Source organism: Stenotrophomonas sp. 14P6.2.3, from assembly GCF_057799055.1.
Window position 1 is genome coordinate 40,054 of record NZ_JBYOLA010000004.1, and the last position, 24,286, is coordinate 64,339.

Consider the following 24,286-nt stretch of genomic DNA (forward strand, 5'->3'; position numbering starts at 1 on the left):
GTCGTAGTGGGGCGGTCTCCCCCGTTTTTTTGTTCGCGGGCCGGGTCAGGCCTTGCGCAGGAACCAGGTGCGACGCGTGTATTCGTGGCCGAAGTCGACATGCCTGAACCGCGCGATCTCACGTGGACCACGCCGGTAGTAGCGCCAGGGCGCCTTCTCTGCCGGAGGGGTCTGGCCATAGAAGACATCCATGTGGCCCACGGGCATCGACTTCGGTGTCACGTGCATGACCACGCTGCGACGCGTGCCGGCCGATGGGTGCGGGGCGCCGCCATGGAACAGCTGCGGGTGCCAGACGATCACGTCACCCGGCTGCACGTGCACTGCCTCCGGTTGCAGGCCAGCATCTTCGCACTGGCGTGCTACCGCGTCCTGATACGCCGTCCAGCCTTCCGGAGACATCGCGCTGACCGGCCCGTCGCCGAGGACTTTGCGGCGCAGTGCCTGCACGTCGATGGGCGGTAGCAGGTGGCTGCGCGGAACCACGCGCAGTGGGCCATTGCTGTCATCAACCGCGTCCAGTGCCGTCCACACGCCCATGTAGCGTTCACCCGGGGAAGTGCAAAACACCGGCGTATCGCGGTGCAACGACTGTTCCGATCCGCGCTCGTAGTAGAGGCTGGTGTAGAGCGTGGTGGGCTCGCCGAAGAAGCGGTCACAGACATCGATGGCCGGGTTGTCGGTAAGCAGGCGCGTCATCGCATCCACTACCAGGTGCAGATTGACAACCCGATACAAGCGCTTGTGATCGTCAAGGTTGCGCGACACCGACTTGGGATTGCGCTGCTTGAAGCGCGCGATGCGCTCGTTGATGTCTTCCACCAGTGCGGGCGCGATGGCCTGGCGCACCACCACGAAACCATCGCGCATCAGCGCATCGTATGCATCCATCGCTGTATTCCTTCCTTAAATGTCGACTATAGCCATGCGTGGCGAGACGTTACCCCGCCACCTTGCTCCACACCTTGCCTGCAGTCAGCCACAGGCCCAGCATGCTGCCCAGGTTGGTCAGCATGAAGGTCAGCACCACGCGGGTGACGCGGTTGCGGTACCAGCCCTTCAACGACTGCGCGTCATCACGCAGCTTGAGGAAATCCTCGTAGGTCGGCTTGCGCAGGCGCGCCTCCACCAGTGCCGAGAACGCACCGGTGGGGATGCTCAGGCGGAACGGCTTGAACGGCGCCACCACGATCGCGGTGAGGATGCTCAGCGGGTGGCTGCCGGCCACCAGACAGCCCAGGCCGGCCAGACCGCCGGTATACATCGCCCAGGTCGCCAGCAGTTCGGTGCCCACGCCCAATCCACCACGATAGAAGCCGACACCGATGCCGGTGGCCACGATGGCGAGGATCGCCAGGGTGAACCACGGGATGTTGCGCTTCTTCGGCACCGCTTCCAGCTGCTCGCGCAACGGCGCGGGCGCCTCGGTATCGGTTTCCAGGTAACGCGCCAGGCCGGCCAGGTGACCGGCACCGACCACCGCCAGCACTTCGCGCTGTTGCGGATCATGCGCTTCACGCAGACGTGTCGCCATGTAGCGGTCGCGCTCGCCGATGATCGTTTCGTACAGGGCCGGGTTCTCGCTGGCGAACTCGCCGAAGCTCGATTCCAGCATGTCACCCTGCTTCAGCTTCTCGATCTCGTCTTCGCCGACATCCTCGGACGAGAACAGGCCGGCGCCGAGCCCGGCCACCAGCTTCAGCTTTCCGAAGAAGCCCAGTCGCTGCGAAGCGCGGCGGAATGTCAGGCCGACTTCGCGGTCGATCAGGTGCACCGGCAGGTTGCGCTCGCGCGCCAGTTCCACTGCACGCTTCAGTTCGGCGCCGGGCTCGATGCCGAGCTGTTCGGCCAAGCGGCGCTGGTAGGCCGACAACGCGAGGTTGGCCGCGAACAACGCGACGCGGCCCTTGCGGATCACCTCCACCAGGTCCAGTTTGGCCAGCGTGTCCGGGTCGCTCAGCGCCTGCAGGCGCTGTGGGTCCAGCTCGACCGCCACTGCATCGAAACGGCCGCTGTCGATGGCTTTCTCCACCGCCTCGACGCTGGCATGGGAGACGTGGGCGGTGCCCAGCAGGGTGTAGCGCACGCCATCGCGTTCGACCACGCGTACGGGCTGGCCGGCAAACAGATCGTCGCCGGTTTCGGGAAGGGTTTCAGTCATGGAATCATTCATTGGAAGGAGCGGAATCGGCGCCATCGCCGAGCGCGCGCTGCATCTGTACGGTGTCCAGCCAGCGGCCGTGCTTGCGGCCGAGGCCACGGAACACGCCCACCAGCTGGAAACCGAAGCGTTCGTGCAGCTTGATGGAAGCGGTATTGGTCGGTTCGCCGATCACCGCCACCATCTGTCGATGGCCGCGCGCGGTACAGGCATCGATCAGTGCCTGCAGCAGGCTGGTGCCGACGCCACGGCCCTGGAAGCGTGCATCGACATAGACCGAGTTCTCAACGGTCCACTGATAGGCGATGCGCGTGCGGTAGGTGTTGGCATACGCGTAGCCGGCAACCTGGCCGTCGACCTCGGCCACCAGGTAGGGGAAGCCGCGGTCGATGATGTCGCGCATGCGGCGCAGCATCTCGGCCTGGTCGGGAATCTCGTACTCGTAGGTGTTGACGAAGTCGGTCACTTCCACCGCGTAGATCGCGGTGATCGCAGCGATGTCGGCAGGGCCGGCATCACGGATGAGTACGGCCATGCGCGGGCTCCGGGTCAGTCGATGTAGCGCTTGAGCAGATCGCCGTAGGCGTCGATGCGACGATCGCGCAGGAACGGCCAGATGCGGCGCACGTGCTCGCTGCGTTGCAGGTCAACCTCACACATCAGGATCGTCGCGTCGGTGCCGGCCTCGGCCAGGAATTCGCCCTGCGGGCCCAGCACGTGGCTGTTGCCCCAGAACTGGATGCCCGAGGCGCCCAGCGGCGAAGCTTCATGACCCACGCGGTTGCAGCTGAGCACCGGTACGCCGTTGGCCACGGCATGGCCACGGTGGCTCAGCACCCAGGCGTCGCGCTGGCGGGTCTTCTCGTCCTGCACGTCATCCGGATCCCAGCCGATCGCGGTGGGGTAGAGCAGCAGTTCAGCACCGGCCAGCGCCATCAGGCGCGCCGCTTCCGGGTACCACTGGTCCCAGCACACCAGCACGCCAAGGCGGCCGACCGAGGTGTCGATCGGTTTGAAGCCGATGTCGCCCGGGGTGAAGTAGAACTTCTCGTAGAAACCCGGGTCGTCCGGAATGTGCATCTTGCGGTACTTGCCCAGCAACGTGCCGTCCTTCTCGAAGACCACGGCGGTGTTGTGGTACAGGCCGGCAGCGCGGCGCTCGAACAGCGAGCCGACCAGCACCACGCCGTGCTTCTTCGCCAGCGCGCCCAGGCGCTCGGTGCTTGGGCCCGGGATCGGCTCGGCCAGGTCGAATTCATCGACCGATTCGTGCTGGCAGAAGTAGGGACCGTTGTGCAGTTCCTGCAGCAGCACCAGCTTCGCGCCCTGCGCCGCAGCGTCGGCAACACGCGCTTCGATCACCGCCAGGTTGGCGGCGGCATCACCGTGGTTGCGCTCCTGGATCAGGGCGACGGTAAGAGGGCTGCGCGAGTTCATGCGGGGCGATCCTGCGGGGGAAAACCCGCATGTTAACGCGGATGCGGCATGACAGCGTGTTGGCTGCTGAATGGTGCACGCAACCGGTAGCGCCGGGCCATGCCCGGCGGATTTTCCAGATGCCGCTGCGCTCGCCGGGCATGGCCCGGCGCTACCGCGTGGCTTTATGCCTTCAACAGCCCCGCGGGCAGCTGCATGGTGATGCAGTGCAGGCTGCCGTTCTGCCAGATCAGCGAGCGGCAGGGCACCTGCACGATCTCGCGGTCAGGGTGGGCCTGTGCCAGCACATCACGGGCCAGGTCGTCGGCCGCGTCGCCATAGGCCGGCATCAGCACCGCGCCGTTGACGATGAGGTAGTTGGCATACGACGCAGCCAGGCGGCGGCCTTCATCGATCACCGGCTTTGCCCACGGCAACGGGAATAGGCGGTACGGCTGGCCGTCACGCGTGCGCAGTGCGGCCAGCTCGGCACCCATCGCCTGCAGTTCGGCGTAGTGCGAATCGCTGGCGTCGTCGCAGGCCTGGTAAACGATGCTGTCGGCCGAGGCGAAGCGGGCGAGGGTGTCGATATGGGCGTCGGTGTCGTCGCCTTCCAGGTAGCCATGATCCAGCCACAGCACGCGCTCCTGCTGCAGCCAGTTCGCCAGGTCGGCGCTCAGGCTGTCGCGGTCACGGTCGGGATGGCGCTCGTGCAGGCACTTCCAGGTGGTCAGCAGGGTGCCTTCACCATCGGTCTCGATGCCGCCGCCTTCCAGCGCGAACGGAATGCTGCGCACCGTCGCGTCGTTGAACACGCCGGCCTGGTCGAGCACGCCGACCAGCTGGTCATCGAGGGTGGCATCGAACTTGCCGCCCCAGCCGGTGAAGCGGAAGTCCAGCAGCTGGAAGCTGCCATCGGCGCGGCGCAGGGTGATCGGGCCCGAATCACGCAGCCAGGTATCGTCGTACGCGGCGGTGGTGAAGTGGACCTTGTCCATGTCGATGCGGTTGGAGCGCAGCCGCATCTCGGCATAGGTCTCCACGTCATCGTCGGCCACGCAGATCAGCACCGGCTGGAAGCGGGTGATTGCCGCAACCAGGGCGATGTAGGTCTCTTCCACCTGGCCCAGGCGGTCGGCCCAGTCGGTGTCGGCGGTGGGCCAGGCAATCAGGACGCCGCTCTGGGCTTCCCATTCGGCAGGAAAACGAAGGGTCTGGTTCATGGTCTCGCTACACGCGCCCGCCGGTGGCGGGCATGGGGGTCAACGGATCGGCGGCTTGGGGCCGATTTCGTTCGGATCCGCCTGGTTTGCCACCACGTCGATCACCTTCTGCTTCTCGAAGTAGACGGTGAACTGCGGGTACACCCAGCGGTGGATGGTCGGCCATTGCCGTTTCTGTCCGCCGCGCGGCTGCAGCTGCTCTGCCGGCGCGCCGAACTGGGACTGCACCTGCTGCATGCTCTGGCCGCGGACGGGCAGGGCGCCGGCCGGCTTTTCGCGGGCGCGGTCGACAAGCAGGGTATCGGCCAGCGCCGGGGTGGCGGCAGCCAGGGTGGCCAGTACGGCCAGGGTGCACAGGTAACGCGTCATCTCGATCTACTCCCCAGTGGTCAAGAACAGCGATTACAGCAAAAACGGCGGGAAAAAACCGCATAAACAAAAAACCGCCCGAAGGCGGCTTTTTGCATCGGGTCGGCCCCGCGTGGGGCCAGCCGCGGTCGCAAGGACCGTTGGGCTTAGCGCTGACGCGCCTTGAAACGCGGGTTCGACTTGCAGATGACGAAGATCTTGCCACGACGACGCACGACCTTGCAGTCACGGTGACGGGCCTTCGCCGACTTCAGGGAGGACAGAACTTTCATGGCATACCTCGGCGTAAACAGTAGTTGTTCGGGTGGAGCGTGGCCGCGATATGCGAAAGACAATCGGCAGTTGACGCTCGTTCAAGCCCGCCATTCTACCGGGCTTTTCCCCATGGTTTCAAGTGGTTGCAAAAATGGCCCGTTGCGGGGCGTCTGGCAGGGGCTAGAATGCCCCCTTCACACGCGCAAGGACCCCCATGAATCCACTCGTTCCCGTCCTGACCATCGACGGCCCATCAGGGGCCGGCAAGGGTACCATCAGCCGCATCGTGGCGCGCCGGTTGGGCTGGCACTACCTGGATTCGGGCGCTCTGTACCGCGCCGTCGGCGTGGCGGCCAGTTGGGCCGACATTGACACCTCCGATGCCTCCGCGCTGGTGCGCTGCACCTTTGACACCCATGTCCAGTTCGTCGAGCAGGGCGATGCCATGCGGGTCCTGGTCAATGGCACCGATGCCACCGACGAGCTGCGGCTGGAGACCACCGGGGCGCTGGCGTCGGCGATTGCCGCCATTCCCGAGGTCCGGGCCGCGCTGAAGGAGCGCCAGCGCGCATTCAGGATGGAGCCGGGGCTGGTCGCCGACGGCCGCGACATGGGCACCGTCATCTTCCTGGACGCCCCCTACAAGGTCTTCCTGACCGCCAGTGCCGAGGAGCGCGCCGAGCGCCGGCATAAGCAGTTGAAAGACAAGGGGGTTTCTGTTAACTTTGAAGACCTCCTGCGCGAGATCATGGCCCGCGACGCCCGTGATGCTCAGCGTACCGTGGCGCCCCTGAAGCCGGCAGACGATGCTGTCCTCATCGACACCACAGGCATCGGCATCGAAGATGTCGTTGCCAGAGTGATGGATCTGCTTCCGGTTCCGGCTGCCTGATCCGTTCGCGCGGGAGTTCTGCCAGCAGCATCGGCGGTGGTCGCGTATCTGCAGTGCTGTAAAAGCTCCGTCGCGCAATGATGCGTGGCGGTTTTCCTACTTCCACACACGACCTGCATTTCCGGGGTCGACCAACAGGCGGGCGGCAGCCATTCCCTGAAGGGAAGCCAGCCGACCCATGTGTCCAACAGAGTAAATCTAATGACCGAATCATTTGCCGAACTGTTTGAAGCCAGCCAGGCCAACCTGGCCAAGCTGAAGCCGGGCGCCATCGTCAGCGGTACCGTTGTTGAAGTCCGCGGCGACGTCGTGGTGATCAACGCCGGGCTGAAGTCGGAAGGCATCGTGCCGATCGAACAGTTCCGTAACGACGCTGGCGAAATCGATGTTGCCGAAGGCGACATCGTCAAGGTCGCCCTCGACTCGATCGAGAACGGCTTCGGTGAAACCGTCCTGTCGCGCGAGAAGGCCAAGCGCGCGATGGTGTGGGACGAGCTGGAAGAAGCGTTGGAAAAGAACGAAACCATCACCGGCCGCATCAGCGGCAAGGTCAAGGGTGGTTTCACCGTGGACATCAAGGATGTCCGCGCCTTCCTGCCGGGTTCCCTGGTCGATGTGCGCCCCGTGCGCGATCCGGCCTACCTGGAAGGCAAGGAGCTGGAATTCAAGCTCATCAAGCTTGACCGCAAGCGCAACAACGTCGTGGTCTCGCGCCGCGCTGTCGTCGAAAGCGAGCACTCGGAAGAGCGCGAGCAGCTGATGGACAAGCTGCAGGAAGGCGCGATCCTGAAGGGTGTCGTCAAGAACCTGACCGATTACGGCGCATTCGTGGACCTGGGCGGTATCGACGGCCTGCTGCACATCACCGACATGGCATGGAAGCGCGTGCGCCATCCGTCCGAAGTCGTGAACGTCGGCGACGAGCTGGACGTGCGCGTGCTGAAGTTCGACCGCGAGCGCAACCGCGTTTCGCTGGGCCTGAAGCAGCTGGGCGAAGATCCGTGGGATAACATCGCCCGTCGTTACCCGGCCAACAGCCGCGTGTTCGGCAAGGTCTCCAACGTCACCGATTACGGCGCATTCGTCGAAATCGAGCCGGGCGTCGAAGGTCTGGTGCACGTTTCCGAGATGGATTGGACCAACAAGAACGTCAACCCGTCCAAGGTTGTGCAGGTCGGTGACGAAGTTGAAGTCATGGTCCTGGACGTCGACGAGGAGCGTCGCCGCATCTCGCTGGGCATGAAGCAGGTTGCCGCCAATCCGTGGGAAACCTTCGCTGCCACCCACAAGAAGGGTGACAAGGTGTCGGGCCAGATCAAGTCGATCACCGACTTCGGCATCTTCATCGGCCTGGACGGCGGCATCGACGGCCTGGTTCACCTGTCCGACATCAGCTGGGCGACCACTGGCGAAGACATCGTTCGCAACTTCAAGAAGGGCGACAACCTGGACGCAGTGGTCCTGGCCGTCGATCCGGAGCGCGAGCGCATCTCGCTGGGCGTCAAGCAGCTGGAGCAGGATCCGTTCGGCCAGTACATGGCGACCAATCCGAAGGGCTCCAAGGTCGAAGGCGTGGTGAAGGAAGTCGACGCCAAGGGCGCGATCATCGAGCTGTCCGACGGCATCGAAGGTTATGTTGCAGCTCGCGACATCGCCAACGAGCGTGTGGACGACGCGACCCAGCACCTGAAGGTCGGCGACAAGGTTGAAGCCAAGTTCGTGGGCATGGATCGCAAGGGTCGTACCCTGCAGCTGTCGATCAAGGCCAAGGACGACGCTGAAATGCGCGAAGTGCTGGAGGAATACCAGTCCTCTTCGGCTTCCAGCGGCACCACCCAGCTGGGCGCGCTGCTGCGTGCACAGCTGAACGGCAACAAGTCCGAGTAATATCGGCCTTACGCTGTTCGTTGTTTCCTGGACGGCCCGGGCACTGCCCGGGCCGTTTCAGGCTGAGATGCCCCTGATGTGAGCCGGTAATGACCAAATCCGAACTGATCGAAATCCTCGCGCGCCGTCAGGCGCACCTGAAGGCCGATGATGTCGATCTGGCGGTCAAGTCATTGCTGGAAATGATGGGGGGCTCACTGTCGGCCGGCGATCGCATCGAGATCCGCGGCTTTGGCAGCTTTTCGCTGCACTACCGCCCGCCGCGCCTGGGTCGCAACCCGAAGACCGGCGAATCGGTTGCCCTGCCGGGCAAGCATGTCCCTCATTTCAAGCCAGGCAAGGAATTGCGCGAGCGGGTCAGCAGTGTGCTGCCGCTGGACGCAGATCCGGCCTGAGCCGTCCGTCGCGCGACTTCGTGCGAATCCCACCACGAGTCGGATAAGCTACGGCCTCCTGCCAATGGAGCTGTCGCATGAAAGTTTTTCGTCTGCTGGTCCTGCTGGCGGTTCTGATCCTTGGTCTGATCATCGGTGCGGTCAACATGACGGCCATGTCGATCAACCTGCTGTTTACCCAATTGAACACGTCCGTCGGCGTGGCGCTGATTGCCGCCCTGCTGATCGGTGTCGTGGTCGGTGCTGGCCTGGTGCTGGTAAGCGTGGTCATTCCGCTCTACAGCCAGCTGCGACGTGCCAACAAGTCGGCGGCTGCACCGTCGGCGCCGGTGGCCCCCTCCCAATCGTTTGATGGACGTTGATCGAAGATGGAATTCGTTTCCGAGTGGTTCTGGTTCTTCCTCTGTCTTCCGTTGGCGGCCCTGGCCGGCTGGGTGATCGGACGCCGCGGCGGTCAACGCCACGGTGACAACCAGGTCAGCCACCTGTCCAGCACCTACTTCCGTGGCCTGAACTATCTGCTCAACGAGCAGCCGGACAAGGCCATCGAACTGTTCCTGCACATCGCCGAGCTGGACAAGGAAACCTTCGAGACCCAGGTCGCGTTGGGCCATCTGTTCCGCCGCCGTGGCGAAGTGGACCGCGCGATCCGTCTGCACCAGGGCCTGGTCAACCGCCAGGACCTGAGCGACGCGCAGCGCGTGCAGGCCCTGCTGGCGCTGGGCGAGGACTACATGAAGTCCGGTCTGCTGGACCGTGCCGAAACGGTGTTCACCGAGCTGGCGCAGCTGGACCAGCGCGCACCGCAGGCGCTCAAGCACCTGATCGGCATCTACCAGGCCGAGCGTGACTGGGAAAAGGCGATCGACAACGCTACCCGCTTCGAAGATGTCACCGGCGAGCCGATGGGCAAGCTGATCGGGCAGTTCGAATGCGAGCTCGCCGAGCGCTTCCGTGGCGCGGGCAAGCTGGAAGAGGCGAGGGCGGCCATTGCCCGCGCCTACCAGGCCGATGCCATGTCGGTCCGTGCCGGCATCATCGAGGGCCGCCTGGAAACCGATGCAGGCAACGCCGAGGCCGCCGTGCGTGCCTTCGAGCGTGCTGCCCGCAACGATCCGGAGTACCTGCCGGAAGTGCTGCCGGCGCTGATGGAAAACTACCGCAAGGTCGGTGACCTGGGCGGCGCGCGCGCCTTCCTGTCCGAGATGACCGAGCACTACCGCGGCATCGCCCCGGTGCTGGCGCTGACCCGCCTGATGGAAGAGCAGGAGGGTGTCGCACCTGCCCGCGCCTATCTTGGCCGCCAGCTCAAGGATCGCCCGTCGGTGCGTGGCGAATCGGCACTGATCGACCTCACCTTGGCCGAGGGCGCAGATTCCACCGCGACCCTGCACGACCTCAAGCACATCACCGACCAGTTGCTGGTGCGCAATCCGGCCTACCGCTGCACCCGCTGCGGATTCGGCGCGCGTACCCACCACTGGCAATGCCCCAGCTGCAAGGAGTGGGGCACGGTCAAGCCGCTGTTGAATTACGCGGTGCTCTGAACCATGCCGTGGCTTGTGATGGCCGCGCTGCTGGGCCTGGCCCTGCTCAGCGCGGCATTGACCTGGGCGGCACGCGTGTACGCCCTGCGCAGGCAGTTGCTGGACCAGCCCGGCGAGCGCCGCAGCCACAGCGTCGCCACCCCGCGCGGTGGCGGTATCGCCATCGTGATCAGTCTGCTGGTTGCGGCAGCCGTGGCCGCTTGCGTCTGGCCGGACGCTGCAGCCAGCCTGGCTGTCGCCAGCCTTGGCCTGGCGCTGGTTGCCGGCATTGGCTGGTGGGATGACCATCGGCCGCTGCCGGCCATGCGCCGGTTGCTGGTGCATTTCCTCGCCGCCGCCTTGCTGGCGGGACTGGTCAAGATGCACGGGGGCAGCTGGCTGCTGAGCCTGCTGGTGCTGTTCTTCACCGCCTCGCTGATCAACATCTGGAACTTCATGGATGGGATCAACGGGATTGCCAGCAGCCAGGCAGTCATCGTTGCGCTGGGCTTCGCGATGGTGCTGCCCTGGCCCTATTCGCTGGTGGCCATCGTGCTTGGCCTGGCGTGCCTGGGTTTTCTGCCATTCAACTTTCCGCAGGCGCGGATCTTCATGGGTGATGTCGGTAGTGGCGCGCTGGGCTATGCCGTGGCAGTGGTGCTGGCCGTCGCTGCAGTGCACACCGACGTCAACTGGATCCTGCTGCTGCTGCCGTTGTCCGCCTTCCTTGTGGACGCGGGCTTCACGCTGTTGGCGCGCATGCTTTCCGGGCAACGCTGGATGGAACCCCACACCCAGCACGTCTACCAGCGCGCGGTCCAGGCAGGAGCCAGCCATGCCCAGGTGACAGGGATGTACTTTGTTTTGGGCCTGTTCAGTATTACAGTGTTCAATATCTGCACCAATTTGCAGCCGAGGTGGGAGGCTGCCGTAGCGGTCGCGTGGTTTGCCGCGTTGACCCTGCTGTGGCTCCTCCTGCGCAATGGATTGCGCCACCGATAAGGAATTACTCGATCTATGTCTTCACCCTGGCGGGACAGAATCCTCGGTCTGATGCCGCGTACGGCCATCGTCTGCCACGACTTGTTCATGGTATGGGCCTGTTGGCAGCTGCTGCATGCAGGTCGTTACTCGATCCTTGCCGACGCTCCCGCATTGCCGCTGTGGAACGTGGACACCACGCTGGTGCTGGCGCTGCAGGGCCTGGTGTTCTGGCGTATCGGCCTCTATCGCGGGCTGTGGCGCTTTGCCAGCGTCAGCGACCTGCTGAACATCTTCAAGGCCAGCTTCATCGGCCTGATCGCCATTGTTCTGGTGCTGGCCTGGAAGCGCTTCAACGGCGTGCCGATGTCGGTGCTGGTGATCTATCCGTTCGCACTGTCGGCACTGCTGGGCGCGCCGCGCCTGTTGTACCGGGCGTGGAAGGACTACCAGTCGCTGCAGTCCGATTCGTCCGCGCGCCGCGTGCTGATTCTTGGCGCCGGCCAAGCCGCTGAAACCCTGGTGCGCGACCTGCGCCGATCCGGCAATTTCGAGCCGGTCGGCCTGCTCGATGATGCACCGCACCTGCGTGGCGCCAAGCTGCAGAGCCTGCCGATCCTGGGCACGCTGGACGACGCACCGGCGGTGGCCCGGGAGACCGCGGCCAAGCTGCTGGTGATCGCCATGCCCTCGCTGGATGCCGTAGGCATGCAGCGCGTGGTGGCCATCTGCGAGAGCACCGGCATTCCGTTCCGCACGGTGCCCAAGCTCAGCGACATCCTGCAGGGTCAGTCGCTGCCGGGCCAGTTGAAGGAAGTGGCCATCGAAGACCTGCTTGGGCGCAAGCCGATCATGCCGGACTGGAACCTCATCCGCGGCTGGTTGGGTGGGCGCACGGTGATGGTCACCGGTGCCGGTGGCTCGATCGGGTCCGAGTTGTGTCGCCAGTGCGCGCGCCATGGTGCCGGTCGTATCGTGCTGCTGGAGATCAGTGAGCTGCTGCTGTTGACCATCGAGGGCGAGCTGCGCCGCAGCTTCCCCGATGTCGAGATCGAAGCCGTGCTCGGTGACTGTGGCGACCCTGCGGTGATCCGTCATGCGCTGTCGCTGCACCCGGTCGACACCGCCTTCCATGCGGCCGCCTACAAGCATGTGCCGGTGCTGGAGCGTCAGCTGCGCGAAGCCGTGCGCAACAACATCCTGGCCACCGAGAACGTGGCCCGCGCCTGCCTGGAAGCCCGCGTCGAGCACTTTGTGTTCATTTCGACCGACAAGGCGGTGGACCCGGTCAATGCGCTGGGCGCCAGCAAGCGCTATGCGGAGATGATCTGCCAGAGCCTGGACCAGAAGTCCACGCACACCCGTTTCGTGACCGTGCGCTTCGGCAACGTGCTGGCGTCGGCCGGCAGCGTGGTGCCGTTGTTCCGCGAGCAGATCCTCAAGGGCGGCCCGGTTACGGTGACCGACCCGGAGGTCAGCCGCTATTTCATGACCATTCCCGAGGCCTGCCAGCTGATCCTGCAGGCGGCCGCGTCGGCGTCGCACGGGGCGATCTATACCTTGGACATGGGCGAGCCCGTGCCGATCCGGGTGCTGGCCGAACAGATGATCCGCCTGGCGGGCAAGCAGCCCTACAAGGACATCCCGATCATCTACACCGGCATGCGCCCGGGCGAGAAGCTGCACGAGACGCTGTTCTATTCCGACGAGGACTACCGGCCGACCGCGCACCCGAAGATCCTGGAAGCCGGCGTACGTGCGTTCTCGCGTGACGTCGTGCTGGGCAACGTGCCCAAGCTGCGCGAGGCGATTGCCAGGTACGACATCGATACGATCCAGGAAATCCTGTTCGCGACCATGCCGGAATTCTCGCCAATCGAACAGGATGCTTACATTTCTTCCGCTAAGGTTGTGCCCTTTCCGGCACGTGAGGCCAGCAGGCACCAATGAGCAAGCGCATTCGCAAGGCAGTATTTCCAGTAGCAGGTCTGGGCACGCGTTTTCTTCCGGCGACCAAGACGGTGCCAAAGGAGATGCTGCCGATCATCGATCGGCCGCTGATCCAGTACGCCGTGGATGAGGCGATCGAAGCGGGCTGTGACACCCTGGTGTTCATCACCAATCGCTACAAGCACGCTGTCGCCGACTATTTCGACAAGGCCTACGAGCTGGAGCAGAAGCTCGAGCGCGCGGGCAAGCACGAGCAGCTCGAATTGATCCGCCATGTGCTGCCGGAAGGCGTGCGCGCGATCTTCGTCACCCAGGCCGAGGCTCTGGGCCTGGGCCACGCGGTGCTGTGCGCCAAGGCGGTCATCGGTGACGAGCCGTTTGCTGTGCTGTTGCCGGATGATCTGATCTGGAACCGCGGCGCGGGTGCACTGAAGCAGATGGCCGACCTCAACGAGGCCAGCGGCGCCAGCGTCATCGCTGTGGAAGACGTGCCACACGACAAGACGGCCAGTTACGGCATCGTCGCCACCGAGGCGTTCGATGGCCGCAAGGGGCGTATCTCGCAGATCGTGGAGAAGCCGAAGCCGGAAGACGCGCCGAGCGATCTGGCGGTCGTCGGCCGCTACGTGCTGAGCCCGAAGATCTTCGAGCTGCTTGAGCAGACCCGGACCGGTGCCGGCGGCGAAATCCAGCTGACCGATGCGATCGCTGAACTGCTGAAGACCGACGAGGTCGATGCCTATCGTTTCGAAGGCACCCGTTTCGACTGCGGCACCCATCTGGGGCTGGTCGAGGCGACGATTCGTTTTGCGCTGGACAACCCGAAGCTGGCTGGTCCGGCGCGGGAGAAGTTGACGGCGATGCTGGCGGAGTAAGGTTTTTCGAGCGTTCCGTTTGCGCTTTGATTGATACGTGATGGGCGGGACGGGTGGGCCTTTGCAGGACACGCCGTAAACCCGTCCATGGGGGCTCGATGGCGCCATTCATGGCGCCAACGGTCCTGCAAAGCCCCACCCGTCCCGCCAGCCTGGTTTCCTGCGGGCGCGGACGGGTAGGGCGGAATCAACGGCAGAAGCAAAAGCAGAAAGGCAGCCATTGGCTGCCTTTTTTGTGGCTCTGACCCCATCGTGGAAAGCATCCACGCATGGCGTGGATCTACTGCCTTTGCTCACCCCTCCGCCGCGCGGAATGTTGGGTGGTCCGGGTGGGTGAGGCTGACCGGGACTGTCAGCGGCATGGATGCCGCTGCCAAGCCTACAGGGATGTACTTGCGGCGTGTCCCGGGCAGTCTCACCCACCCGGGCCCCACAGCCAGCAATCAGCCGGCAACGCCTTGAACCTTACAGCGCCTCGAAAATGCCCGCCGCGCCCATGCCGGTGCCGATGCACATCGTCACCATGCCGTACTTCTGCTGGCGACGACGCAGGCCGTGCAGCAGGGTCGCGGTACGGATTGCGCCGGTCGCACCCAGCGGGTGGCCCAGGGCGATCGCGCCGCCCAGCGGGTTGACCTTGCTCGGGTCCAGGCCGCAATCGCGGATCACCGCCAGCGACTGTGCCGCGAAGGCTTCGTTGAGCTCGATCCAGTCCAGCTGGTCCTGGGTCAGGCCGGCCTGCTTCAGCGCCTTCGGAATCGCGGCGATCGGGCCGATGCCCATCACTTCCGGGCGCACGCCGGCCACCGAGAAGCTGACGAAACGGGCCAGCGGGGTCAGGCCGTAATCCTTGATCGCCTGTTCCGATGCCAGCAGCACCGCGCCGGCGCCATCGCTCATCTGCGAGGAGTTGCCGGCAGTGACGGTGCCGCCGAACTGGCCGTTGCGGAACACCGGGCGCAGCTTGGCCAGGCCTTCAGCGGAGGAATCCGGACGCGGGCCTTCGTCGGTGTCGGCCACCTTGTTGCGGGTGATGATGCGCTTGCCGTCGGCCAGGTCGGGCTGGTGCGAGATGATCTCGTACGGGCTGATCTCGTCCTTGAAGTCGCCATTCTGGATGGCGGCCATGGCCTTCTGGTGCGAGGCCAGGGCGAACGCGTCCTGGTCTTCGCGCGAGACCTTCCATTCTTCAGCGACCTTCTCGGCGGTGATGCCCATGCCGTAGGCGATGGCGACGTGGTCGTTGTCGAACACGCTCGGGGCCATCGCGATCTTGTTGCCCATCATCGGCACCATCGACATCGATTCGGTGCCGCCGGCCAGCATCAGGTCGGCATTGCCAAGGCGGATGGCGTCGGCCGCCTGCGCCACGGCCTGCAGGCCGGAGGAGCAGAAGCGGTTCACGGTCTGCGCGGCGATGGTGTTCGGCAGGCCGGCCAGCAGCACGCCGATGCGGGCGACGTTCATGCCCTGCTCGGCTTCCGGCATCGCACAGCCGATGATCGCGTCATCGATGCGGTTGACGTCCACGCCCGGCGCCTGTGCGACGACGCTGCGCAGCACGTGGGCGAGCATGTCGTCGGGGCGGGTGTTGCGGAACATGCCCTTGGGCGCCTTGCCAACCGGGGTACGGGTGGCGGCGACGATGTAGGCGTCCTGGATTTGCTTGGTCATTGCAGTGATCTCTTGAATTTTTTAGCCGGAGTGCCGACCAACGGTCGGCACCCACCAAAAGCAGGGAGGGGCAATCAGTTCCGCAGCGGCTTGCCGGTCTTGAGCATGTGCGCGATGCGGGCCTGGGTCTTTTCCTGCTGGGCCAGTTCGACGAAGTGCTTGCGCTCCAGGGTCAGCAGCCACTCTTCGTCGACCAGGGTGCCGCGGTCGACCTTGCCGCCGCACAGTACGGTGGCGATGCGCTCGGCGATCTCGTAGTCGTACGGGCTGATGAAGCGGCCTTCCAGCATGTTGACCAGCATCATCTTGAAGGTCGCGATGCCGACGTCACCGGCCACCTGGATGCGGCGTGCCGGCAGCGGCGGACGGTAGCCCGCTTCGGCCAGCGCACGCGCTTCGGCCTTGGCGATGTACAGCGCCTCGTAGCTGTTGAACACCACCTTGTCGGTGCTGCGCAGCAGGCCCAGTTCCTGGGCGTTGACCGCCGAGTTGGACACCTTGGCCATCGCCACGGTCTCGAAGGTCTTCTTCAGTTCGGCGAACACGTCACCGCCCGGGCCAGCGGCCTGCGAGGCGCGCACGGCCAGTTCCTTCAGGCCGCCACCGGCCGGCAGCAGGCCGACGCCGGCCTCGACCAGGCCGATGTAGCTTTCCAGGAAGGCCACGGTCTTGGCGCTGTGCATCTGGAATTCGCAGCCGCCACCCAGGGCCAGGCCACGCACCGCAGCCACCACCGGCACCAGCGAGTACTTGATGCGTTGGCTGGTGCGCTGGAAGTTGTGCACCATTTCCTCGAACTGGTCGACCTTGCCGGCCTGCAGCAGGCCGAGCGCGCCGGCCAGGTCGGCACCGGCGGAGAAGGGCTCCTTCTGCTGCCAGATCACCAGGCCCTGGAAGTCCTTCTCGGCGCGCGTGACGCACTCCTGCAGGCCGTCCAGCACGTGGTCGGACACGGTGTTCATCTTGGTCTTGAAGCTGACCACGGCGATGCCATCACCGTCGTGCCACATGCGCAGGCCGTCGTTCTCGAACACGGTCTCGCCCGGGGCGAACTTCTCGCCCAGCAGCGGATCGGGGAAGCGCTGGCGCTGGTACACCGGCAGCGACGAACGCGGCAGCTTGGCGTTGCGCGACGGGCTGTAGCTGCCCTCGGCGGCGTGCACACCGTCGCGGCCATCGAACACCCAATCCGGCAGCGGGGCGTTGCTCATGCTCTTGCCGGCGACGATGTCATCGGCGATCCACTGTGCGACCTGCTTCCAGCCGGCGGCCTGCCAGGTTTCGAACGGGCCCAGCGACCAGCCGTAGCCCCAGCGGATGGCCAGGTCGACGTCGCGCGCGGTCTCGGCGATGTCGGCCAGGTGGTAGGCGCTGTAGTGGAACAGATCGCGGAAGGTCGCCCACAGGAACTGCGCCTGCGGATGCTGGCTCTCGCGCAGCTTGGCGAACTTCTCGGCCGGGTTCTTGATCTTCAGGATCTCGACCACTTCCGGTGCGGCGGCGCGGTCAGCCGGACGGTAGTCCTGCTTTTCCAGGTCCAGCACCACGATGTCCTTGCCGACCTTGCGGAAGATGCCGGCGCCGGTCTTCTGGCCCAGTGCACCCTTGGCAATCAACGCATCCAGCCACTTCGGCGACTTGAAGAATTCATGCCACGGGTCGTTGGGCAGGGTGTCGCCCATGGTCTTGATGACGTGGGCCATGGTGTCCAGGCCGACCACGTCGGAGGTGCGGTAGGTGGCCGACTTCGGGCGGCCGACCAGCGGGCCGGTCAGGCCGTCCACTTCATCAAAGCCCAGGCCGAACTGCTGGGTGTGGTGGATGGTGGACAGGATCGAGAACACGCCGATGCGGTTGCCGATGAAGTTCGGGGTGTCCTTGGCGTACACCACGCCCTTGCCCAGGGTGGTGACCAGGAACGCTTCCAGGCCTTCCAGCACGCTGGCGTCGGTGGTGGTGGCCGGAATCAGTTCGGCCAGGTGCATATAGCGCGGCGGATTGAAGAAATGCACGCCGCAGAAGCGGTGGCGCAGCTGTTCCGGCAGCACGTCGGCCAGCTTGTTGATGCCCAGGCCCGAGGTGTTGGAGGCCAGCACCGCGTGGTCAGCCACGAACGGGGCGATCTTCTTGTACAGGTCCTGCTTCCAGTCCATGCGCTCGGCGATGGCCTCGATGATCAGGTCGCAGTCCTTCAGCTGTTCCAGGCCGGTCTCGTAGTTGGCCGGGGTAATGGCCTCGGCCAGCGACTTGCTGGCCAGCGGTGCCGGGCTCAGCTTGCCGAGGTTGGCGATCGACTTCAGCACGATGCCATCGGCCGGACCTTCCTTTGCGGGCAGGTCGAACAGCACGGTGTCGACGCCGGCATTGGTGAGGTGGGCGGCGATCTGGGCACCCATGACGCCGGCACCCAGCACGGCGGCGCGGCGGACTAGCAGGGAATTGGACATGGTGTAGGGCCTTTGTTGGTCAGCAGTTACTGGGTGGAATCAATGGAGGCGGGCAGGGTGCTGCCGCTGCGGGCGGCGGCGCGGAATCCGGCCTCGGCGAAATGGATCAGTTCATGCGCGGCATGGGCACGATGCGCCGTTTCGGTGACACCGGCGGGTCGCTTGATCAGCCCGAAATCGGCCATGGCATAGGTCAGCGAGCCGGCCAGGAAATCCAGGCGCCAATAGAGCTCCTCTTTGCTCAGGCTGGGCACGCAGGTGGCAATCGCCTTGCCGAACTCACGCAGCACGTGGCCATAGTGGTCGGACAGGAACTTGCGCAGGTTGTCGTTCTTTTCAGCGTAGGCACGGGCGATCACGCGGACGAAGGCGCCGCCGTTCTGGCGGTCCTGGGCCAGCGCCAGGGCCGGCTCGACGAAGGCGGCCAGCACCGGCCGCAGTTGCCCGGGGTGTTCGTTGCGGGCGCGCTCGAGCTGGGCCAGGCGGGCGCCGGTCATCTCGTCCATGCGGCGGCGGAACACCTCGTTGACCAGGTTTTCCTTGGAGCCGAAGTGGTAGTTCACCGCAGCGATGTTGACGTCGGCCTGGCTGGTGACCTGGCGCAGCGAGGTGCCGGCAAAGCCGTGCTGGGCGAACAGCTCCTCGGCGGCGCCGAGGATCCGGTCCTTGGTCGAGAAGTGGGCGGGCTTGGCCATCGGGCGGGCGGACCTTAATCAAACGATTGTTTGATACTAGAACCAGACGGTAGCGTATGGCATTTTGCAGTGCAGCAAAAATGCCTGGGCGGTTACAGGGGATTCAGTAGTGCCAGCCCATGGCTGGCAGCTCGCAATCCTGAATGGGAGCCCCAGGCCCGAAACGACCGGCATGAGGCCTGCCAGCCATGGGCTGGCACTACTGAGTGGGATCTTTTACAATCCGCGCACGTTTATCAGGCTAAGCCCGCGTTTCGACGCGGCTTTTTTTTTGTTACCCTTCGGGCCATCAGCGGCCCGATTCCATTGGAGACATCCCATGGCGCTGGAGCGCACCCTTTCGATCGTCAAGCCGGACGCCGTTGCCAAGAACGTCATCGGCGAAATCTACGCCCGCTTTGAAAAGGCTGGCCTGAAGGTCGTGGCCGCCAAGTACAAGCAGCTGTCGCGCCGTGAAGCCGAAGGCTTCTACGCCGTGCACCGCGAGCGTCCGTTCTTCAACGCACTGGTCGAGTTCATGATCTCCGGCCCGGTGATGATCCAGGCCCTGGAAGGCGAGAACGCCGTCCTGGCCCACCGCGACCTGCTGGGCGCCACCAACCCGAAGGAAGCCGCTGCGGGCACCATCCGCGCCGACTTCGCCGAATCCATCGATGCCAACGCCGCCCACGGCTCGGACTCGGTCGAGAACGCCGCGATCGAAATCGCCTACTTCTTCGCCGCCACCGAAGTCGTTTCGCGCTGAGAGTGATGCCGTGAACGAGGTCGTACAGCCAACCGCCATCCCTTCCGTACTCGTTGCGGGTCCGGTTGTGGCAAAGCAGAATCTGCTCGACCTCGATCGCGAGGGTCTGGAGCGCTTCTTCGCCGAGACTCTCGGCGAAGCGCGCTACCGCGCCCATCAGGTGATGAAGTGGATCCACCATCACTACGTCACCGATTTCGATGAGATGACCGACCTGGGCAAGGCGCTGCGCGCCAAGCTGCACCAGCACGCCGAGGTCCGCGTCCCCAACATCGTGTTCGACAAGCCCTCCGCCGACGGCACCCACAAGTGGCTGCTGGCGATGGGCACCGATGGCAAGAACGCCATCGAGGCCGTCTACATTCCGGACAAGAACCGCGGCACCCTGTGCGTGTCCTCGCAGGTGGGCTGCGCGCTGAACTGCACGTTCTGTTCAACCGCCACCCAGGGCTTCAACCGCAACCTCTCCACTGCCGAGATCATCGGCCAGGTGTGGGTCGCTGCGCGTCATCTGGGCAACATCCCGCACAAGCAGCGTCGTCTCACCAACGTGGTGATGATGGGCATGGGCGAGCCGTTGATGAATTTCGACAACGTCGTGCGCGCCATGAGCGTGATGCGCGACGACCTGGGCTACGGCCTGGCCAACAAGCGCGTGACCCTGTCGACCTCCGGCCTGGTGCCGCAGATCGACCGCCTGTCCGCCGAAAGCGACGTGTCGCTGGCGGTGTCGCTGCACGCGGCCGACGATGCGCTGCGCGAGACGCTGGTCCCGCTCAACAAGAAGTACCCGATCGCCGAGCTGATGGCATCGTGCGCACGCTACCTGCGCGCCAACAAGCGCCGCGAGTCGGTGACCTTTGAATACACCCTGATGAAGGGCATCAACGACCAGCCCGAGCATGCCCGGCAGCTGGCGCGGCTGATGCGCCAGTTCGACAATGCCGTGCAGGCGTCGCACTCGGGCAAGGTCAACCTGATTCCGTTCAATCCGTTCCCGGGGACGCGCTACGAGCGTTCCGAAGAAGCGCATATCCGTGCCTTCCAGAAGATCCTGCTCGACGCGAAGGTGCTGACCATGGTCCGACGGACCCGTGGCGACGACATCGACGCTGCCTGTGGCCAGCTCAAGGGCCAGGTGATGGATCGCACCCGCCGCCAGGCAGAGTTCAACAAGACGTTGCAGGCAGGGAAGGGGAGCGATGCGGCGGCCTGATCGCCTGCCGGTGGCCCTGTTCGCAGGCGCGCTGGCACTGGCAGCGGGCGGTTGCACGACCACAAGTGAGATTCCGATCGGCCCGGGCGGGGTCGCGCCGATCCACACCGTCCGCGATGCGCCGGGCGTACGCCAGAAGTTCCACTACGAGGATCTGCTGGCGCTGGCCGCCCGCGACATGCAGGTGGGCAATCTGGACGAGGCCGAGCGCAAGGTGCGCCGTGCGCTGAAGCTCCAGCCCAACGGGGTGGATGCGGTGATGCTGCTGGCCGGAGTCGAAGACCGCAGGGGGCGCGAGCAGCAGGCGGGGGATGGTTTCCGCCGCGCTGCGGAGCTGGCGCCGAAACGCGGTGACGTGCTCAACAATTACGCGGCATGGTTGTGCCAGCACGGCCACTCGGCCGAATCGCTGGTCTGGTTCGATCGTGCCCTGGCTGCCCCGGACTACGCCACGCCCGCCGCTGCCCTGGCCAATGCCGGTGGTTGCGCGTTGGACGCTGGCCAGCTTGATCGCGCCGAACGCAACCTGCGTGCCGCCCTGTCCCAGGTGCCTGGCAACCCGGTCGCGCTGGAGGCAATGGCCCAGCTGAGCTTCCGTCGCGGCCAGTTCATGGAGGCCCGCGCCTTCGCCGAACGTAGGATTGCGGCTGCACCGGCCACGCGTTCCGTGTTACAACTTGCGTCTGAAATCGAGGCGCGGCTGGGTGATCAGGCAGCATCTGATCGCTATCTTCAGCGGATTCGACAGGAATTTCCGCAGGACGCGGGCTCCTAACTCCAGGGTTGATGCATTGTGATTGATGACCAGACTGTGAGCGATCTCGAGACTGTGGCCGGCTGCGGCACCCGCCTGCGCCAGGCCCGCGAGGCCGCCGGACTGACCCTCGAAGACGTCGGCCAGCGCCTGCGCATGCCGGTTCAAGTGGTGAAGTCGCTCGAGCAGGAGCAGTGGCAGAAGCTGGGGGCGCCGGTGTTCGTGCGCGGCCAGCTGCGCAGCTACGCCCGCCTGCTCGGGGTCGATGTCAGCGAACTGCTGGAACAGGCCCAGGTCGGCCCGGTGGTTCCGCCGACCCTGGTCAGCCACACCCATACCCCGCGTGCGCGCCGCATCGCCGAGAATCTCGGCCGTCGCGTGCTGTATGTCGGTATTACCGCCGTGCTGGCGGTGCCGGTCTGGTTCGCCACCCGTGGCCACTTCGATGGCACCGCGCCTTCGCCGAACACCGCCTCGCTGGACGTGATCCCGGCCGCCGTACCGGTTACCCCGGCCGGTCTCGGGTCCGCCGCTGCCGCGCCCGCCGAAGTGGCGGCCGCGCCCGTCATCAAGCCGACCGCTACCCCCTACGTCGCCTCGCTGGCCCCGGTGCCGCGGGCTGCGCCGGCGCCAGCCGCCAACCTGGACATGCAGTTCAGCGGCGACAGCTGGGTCGATATCGGTGGCCCCGATGGCGCCACCGTGGAGAAGGCGCTGATCAAGTCCGGTGAGAGCCGCAGCTTCACACCGGGCCAGGTTGCCCGCGTCACCTTGGGCAATGCTTCGGCGGTCCAGGTTCAGCAGAACGGCGCTATCGTCGATCTGACGCCCTATCAGCGAGCCAACGTGGCACGCTTTCAGGTATCCTCTGAAGGCTCCGTTGTCCCGGTTTCACACTGAGGCGCGGTTTCACCACCTTCGATAATCCCAATGGTCCCTCCCGACGGGCGGGGCGAGAGTACGCATGGCGATCGACGACCTGCTCGACGAGCACGAACAAAGTGAACGCGTCCGCAGCTGGCTGCGGAAGAATGGTGCCAGCATCCTCGGTGGCGTAGTCATCGCCATCGGTGCCATTGCCGGCTGGCAGTGGTACCAGAAGGACCAGGGCGGCAAGCTGGCCTCGGCCAATGTCGAGTACCAGAAGGCCCTGGTGGGCCTGCAGCAGAACAAGCTCGACGACGCGGCCAAGGCGGTCAAGGCGCTGGAGGCTGGTCCGTCCAGCATCTACGGCGACCTGGCGGCGCTGCAGCTGGCCAAGGCCCAGGTCGATGCGGGCAAGAATGAAGAAGCGCTGGCTACCCTGCGCGCGGTGAAGGTCGAAGGCGACCTGCAGCGCGTGGTCGACCAGCGCGTGGCACGCCTGCTGGTGGCTACCGGCAAGGGCGATGAAGCGATCAAGCTGCTGGGCAGCGCCACCGACAGCAGCAGCCTGGAAATCCATGGCGATGCGCTGATGGCGCAGGGCAAGCGTGACGCGGCCCGCGAACAGTATGAGAAGGCGCTGAAGACGCTGGACGTGGCAGCGCCGCAGCGGCGACTGCTGGAAACCAAGGTTATGGACGCCGGCGGCACCGTCGCCGCCCCTGCGGAGTCGGTTTGATGAGTCAGAAGGTCATGATCACGCGCGTCGCCACCGTACTCCTGCTCGGTATGGCGCTGTCCGGTTGCAGCACCATGAAGGGCTGGTTCGCCGGCAAGGACGCAGCAGCGAAGAAGGCACAGGAGCCGGCTGAACTGGTGAAGTTCGAGCCGACCCTTAAGGTCAACAAGGCCTGGTCGGTCAACCTCGGCAAGGGCGAGCGCCGCATCGGCGTGCGCCAGGGCCCGGCAGTGGCCAACGGTCACGTGTTCGCCGCGGCGATCACCGGTGGCGTGCACGCCATCGACCTGCAGACCGGCAAGAAGGTCTGGACCTGGGAGCCGAAGAAGGAAAAGAAGAAGGCCAAGCTGCGGCTGTCTGGTGGTCCGGGCGTCGGCGAGAACCTGGTGGTCATCGGTACTCTTGATGGCCAGGTGATCGCGCTGGACATCAACGATGGCAGCGAGAAGTGGCGCGCACGCGTGCCGAACGAAGTCATCGCCGCGCCGGCCATTGCCCAGGGCATGGTCTTCGTGCGCAGCAATGATGGCCGCGTCACCGCCTTCGATGCCGGCAACGGCACCCAGAAGTGGTTCAACCCGAGCGAGCTGCCGGCGCTGACCGTGCGTGGCAACGCGGCGGTGGTGGCCGGTCCGGGCGTGCTGTTCATCGGCAAGGACGAGGGCAGCGTTGCTGCGCTGGCCATGCAGGACGGCCGCACGCTGTGGGACCAGAACGTCGGCACCGGCGAAGGCCGTACCGAGCTGGACCGCATGGCCGACGTTGATGGCGCCCCGGTGCTCGACGGCAATACGCTGTTCGTGAGCAGCTTCAAGAACCAGACCATGGCCATCGAAGGCCCGACCGGTCGCCCCCTCTGGGCGCGCGACCACGGCGGTGCCGGCGGTGTGGCGGTGTCTTCGGGCAATGTTTTCGTTACCGACAACAAGGGCGGCGTGTTCGGCCTGGACAAGGCCAGCGGCGCGGCGATGTGGTCGCAGACCGCACTGGCCCGGCGCTCGCTGACCGGTCCGGCGCTGCACGGCGACTACGTGGTGGTCGGTGACTACAAGGGATACCTGCATTGGCTGCAGGCCTCCGATGGCGCGATGGCGGCGCGGGCGAAAAGCGGCGGTGATGCGCTTCTGGCCCAGCCAATCGTCGTCGATGGGGTGCTGCTGGTGCAGAACGTTGATGGCAAGCTGACCGCATTCCGGTTGGCAAATTAATACGGAGTAATCGC

General features: G+C 65.2%; 24 protein-coding genes. 14 read left to right on the forward strand and 10 right to left on the reverse strand.

Going from position 1 to position 24,286, the window contains the following annotated elements:
- Positions 1-45: 45 nt before the first annotated feature.
- The 7 genes from AC27VL_RS05185 to ykgO form a co-directional block, all read right to left on the reverse strand.
- Positions 46-891 (reverse strand): phytanoyl-CoA dioxygenase family protein, encoded by an 846-nt coding sequence (locus AC27VL_RS05185; protein ID WP_100552305.1) that lies wholly within the window; start codon positions 889-891, stop codon positions 46-48.
- 49 nt (positions 892-940) lie between these two features.
- Positions 941-2,161: a TraB/GumN family protein gene (locus AC27VL_RS05190; protein ID WP_488765717.1), complete on the reverse strand. Its 1,221-nt coding sequence runs from the start codon at positions 2,159-2,161 to the stop codon at positions 941-943.
- Positions 2,162-2,165: 4 nt separating this feature from the next.
- The gene (locus AC27VL_RS05195) at positions 2,166-2,696 is read right to left on the reverse strand and encodes a GNAT family N-acetyltransferase (protein ID WP_025875048.1); all 531 of its coding nucleotides are present in this window, start codon (positions 2,694-2,696) and stop codon (positions 2,166-2,168) included.
- Between the two features lie 14 nt (positions 2,697-2,710).
- On the reverse strand, positions 2,711-3,598 hold the full coding sequence (locus AC27VL_RS05200; RefSeq protein WP_025875046.1) for a carbon-nitrogen hydrolase: 888 nt from the start codon (positions 3,596-3,598) through the stop codon (positions 2,711-2,713).
- A gap of 164 nt (positions 3,599-3,762) precedes the next feature.
- Positions 3,763-4,800: an agmatine deiminase family protein gene (locus tag AC27VL_RS05205; RefSeq protein WP_488765718.1), complete on the reverse strand. Its 1,038-nt coding sequence runs from the start codon at positions 4,798-4,800 to the stop codon at positions 3,763-3,765.
- A 39-nt stretch (positions 4,801-4,839) separates the two neighbouring features.
- Positions 4,840-5,169 (reverse strand): hypothetical protein, encoded by a 330-nt coding sequence (locus AC27VL_RS05210; protein WP_089240526.1) that lies wholly within the window; start codon positions 5,167-5,169, stop codon positions 4,840-4,842.
- Between the two features lie 146 nt (positions 5,170-5,315).
- On the reverse strand, positions 5,316-5,441 hold the full coding sequence (gene ykgO, locus AC27VL_RS05215) for a type B 50S ribosomal protein L36 (RefSeq protein WP_005409283.1): 126 nt from the start codon (positions 5,439-5,441) through the stop codon (positions 5,316-5,318).
- A 197-nt stretch (positions 5,442-5,638) separates the two neighbouring features.
- On the opposite strand from ykgO, the gene cmk reads away from it, so the two are divergent.
- The 8 genes from cmk (at position 5,639) to galU (ending at position 13,930) form a co-directional block, all read left to right on the forward strand.
- Positions 5,639-6,316: a (d)CMP kinase gene (gene cmk, locus AC27VL_RS05220; RefSeq protein WP_165376917.1), complete on the forward strand. Its 678-nt coding sequence runs from the start codon at positions 5,639-5,641 to the stop codon at positions 6,314-6,316.
- Positions 6,317-6,517: 201 nt separating this feature from the next.
- Positions 6,518-8,203, forward strand: coding sequence for a 30S ribosomal protein S1 (gene rpsA, locus AC27VL_RS05225; RefSeq protein WP_025875032.1), 1,686 nt, complete (start codon positions 6,518-6,520; stop codon positions 8,201-8,203).
- Positions 8,204-8,292: 89 nt separating this feature from the next.
- Positions 8,293-8,598, forward strand: coding sequence for an integration host factor subunit beta (locus AC27VL_RS05230; RefSeq protein ID WP_005409286.1), 306 nt, complete (start codon positions 8,293-8,295; stop codon positions 8,596-8,598).
- A gap of 77 nt (positions 8,599-8,675) precedes the next feature.
- Positions 8,676-8,960 carry a lipopolysaccharide assembly protein LapA domain-containing protein gene (locus AC27VL_RS05235; RefSeq protein ID WP_025875021.1) on the forward strand — a complete coding sequence of 95 codons (285 nt, stop codon included), beginning with the start codon at positions 8,676-8,678 and terminating at the stop codon, positions 8,958-8,960.
- 6 nt (positions 8,961-8,966) lie between these two features.
- Positions 8,967-10,145: a lipopolysaccharide assembly protein LapB gene (gene lapB / locus AC27VL_RS05240; RefSeq protein WP_032977571.1), complete on the forward strand. Its 1,179-nt coding sequence runs from the start codon at positions 8,967-8,969 to the stop codon at positions 10,143-10,145.
- Positions 10,146-10,148: 3 nt separating this feature from the next.
- Positions 10,149-11,126, forward strand: a complete 978-nt coding sequence (locus tag AC27VL_RS05245; RefSeq protein ID WP_488765721.1) for an MraY family glycosyltransferase — start codon at positions 10,149-10,151, stop codon at positions 11,124-11,126.
- Between the two features lie 15 nt (positions 11,127-11,141).
- Positions 11,142-13,055: a polysaccharide biosynthesis protein gene (locus AC27VL_RS05250; protein WP_165780973.1), complete on the forward strand. Its 1,914-nt coding sequence runs from the start codon at positions 11,142-11,144 to the stop codon at positions 13,053-13,055.
- Positions 13,052-13,930: a UTP--glucose-1-phosphate uridylyltransferase GalU gene (gene galU, locus AC27VL_RS05255; protein ID WP_100552310.1), complete on the forward strand. Its 879-nt coding sequence runs from the start codon at positions 13,052-13,054 to the stop codon at positions 13,928-13,930. Before AC27VL_RS05250 ends, galU begins: the two co-directional genes overlap by 4 nt.
- Positions 13,931-14,395: 465 nt before the next feature.
- On the opposite strand, the gene AC27VL_RS05260 is transcribed toward galU, so the two are convergent.
- The 3 genes from AC27VL_RS05260 to AC27VL_RS05270 form a co-directional block, all read right to left on the reverse strand.
- Positions 14,396-15,604 carry an acetyl-CoA C-acyltransferase gene (locus AC27VL_RS05260; RefSeq protein ID WP_100552311.1) on the reverse strand — a complete coding sequence of 403 codons (1,209 nt, stop codon included), beginning with the start codon at positions 15,602-15,604 and terminating at the stop codon, positions 14,396-14,398.
- A gap of 74 nt (positions 15,605-15,678) precedes the next feature.
- On the reverse strand, positions 15,679-18,051 hold the full coding sequence (locus AC27VL_RS05265) for a 3-hydroxyacyl-CoA dehydrogenase/enoyl-CoA hydratase family protein (RefSeq protein WP_089240532.1): 2,373 nt from the start codon (positions 18,049-18,051) through the stop codon (positions 15,679-15,681).
- A gap of 26 nt (positions 18,052-18,077) precedes the next feature.
- A complete protein-coding gene (locus AC27VL_RS05270; RefSeq protein WP_100552312.1) occupies positions 18,078-18,746 on the reverse strand; it encodes a TetR/AcrR family transcriptional regulator in 669 nt (222 codons plus the stop codon).
- Positions 18,747-19,065: 319 nt separating this feature from the next.
- Here AC27VL_RS05270 and ndk point away from each other — a divergent pair, with 319 nt between their 5' ends.
- The 6 genes from ndk (at position 19,066) to bamB (ending at position 24,272) form a co-directional block, all read left to right on the forward strand.
- Positions 19,066-19,491 (forward strand): nucleoside-diphosphate kinase, encoded by a 426-nt coding sequence (gene ndk, locus AC27VL_RS05275; RefSeq protein ID WP_089240536.1) that lies wholly within the window; start codon positions 19,066-19,068, stop codon positions 19,489-19,491.
- 10 nt (positions 19,492-19,501) lie between these two features.
- Positions 19,502-20,707, forward strand: coding sequence for a dual-specificity RNA methyltransferase RlmN (gene rlmN, locus AC27VL_RS05280; RefSeq protein ID WP_089240538.1), 1,206 nt, complete (start codon positions 19,502-19,504; stop codon positions 20,705-20,707).
- Complete coding sequence (gene pilW / locus AC27VL_RS05285; RefSeq protein ID WP_488765724.1) at positions 20,694-21,482, forward strand: type IV pilus biogenesis/stability protein PilW; 789 nt, start codon at positions 20,694-20,696, stop codon at positions 21,480-21,482. Before rlmN ends, pilW begins: the two co-directional genes overlap by 14 nt.
- Positions 21,483-21,500: 18 nt before the next feature.
- On the forward strand, positions 21,501-22,361 hold the full coding sequence (locus tag AC27VL_RS05290) for a RodZ domain-containing protein (protein WP_488765725.1): 861 nt from the start codon (positions 21,501-21,503) through the stop codon (positions 22,359-22,361).
- Between the two features lie 64 nt (positions 22,362-22,425).
- Positions 22,426-23,064: a YfgM family protein gene (locus AC27VL_RS05295; RefSeq protein WP_025874997.1), complete on the forward strand. Its 639-nt coding sequence runs from the start codon at positions 22,426-22,428 to the stop codon at positions 23,062-23,064.
- On the forward strand, positions 23,064-24,272 hold the full coding sequence (gene bamB / locus AC27VL_RS05300; protein ID WP_140227102.1) for an outer membrane protein assembly factor BamB: 1,209 nt from the start codon (positions 23,064-23,066) through the stop codon (positions 24,270-24,272). The genes AC27VL_RS05295 and bamB overlap by 1 nt, the downstream gene beginning before the upstream one ends.
- Positions 24,273-24,286: the final 14 nt, after the last annotated feature.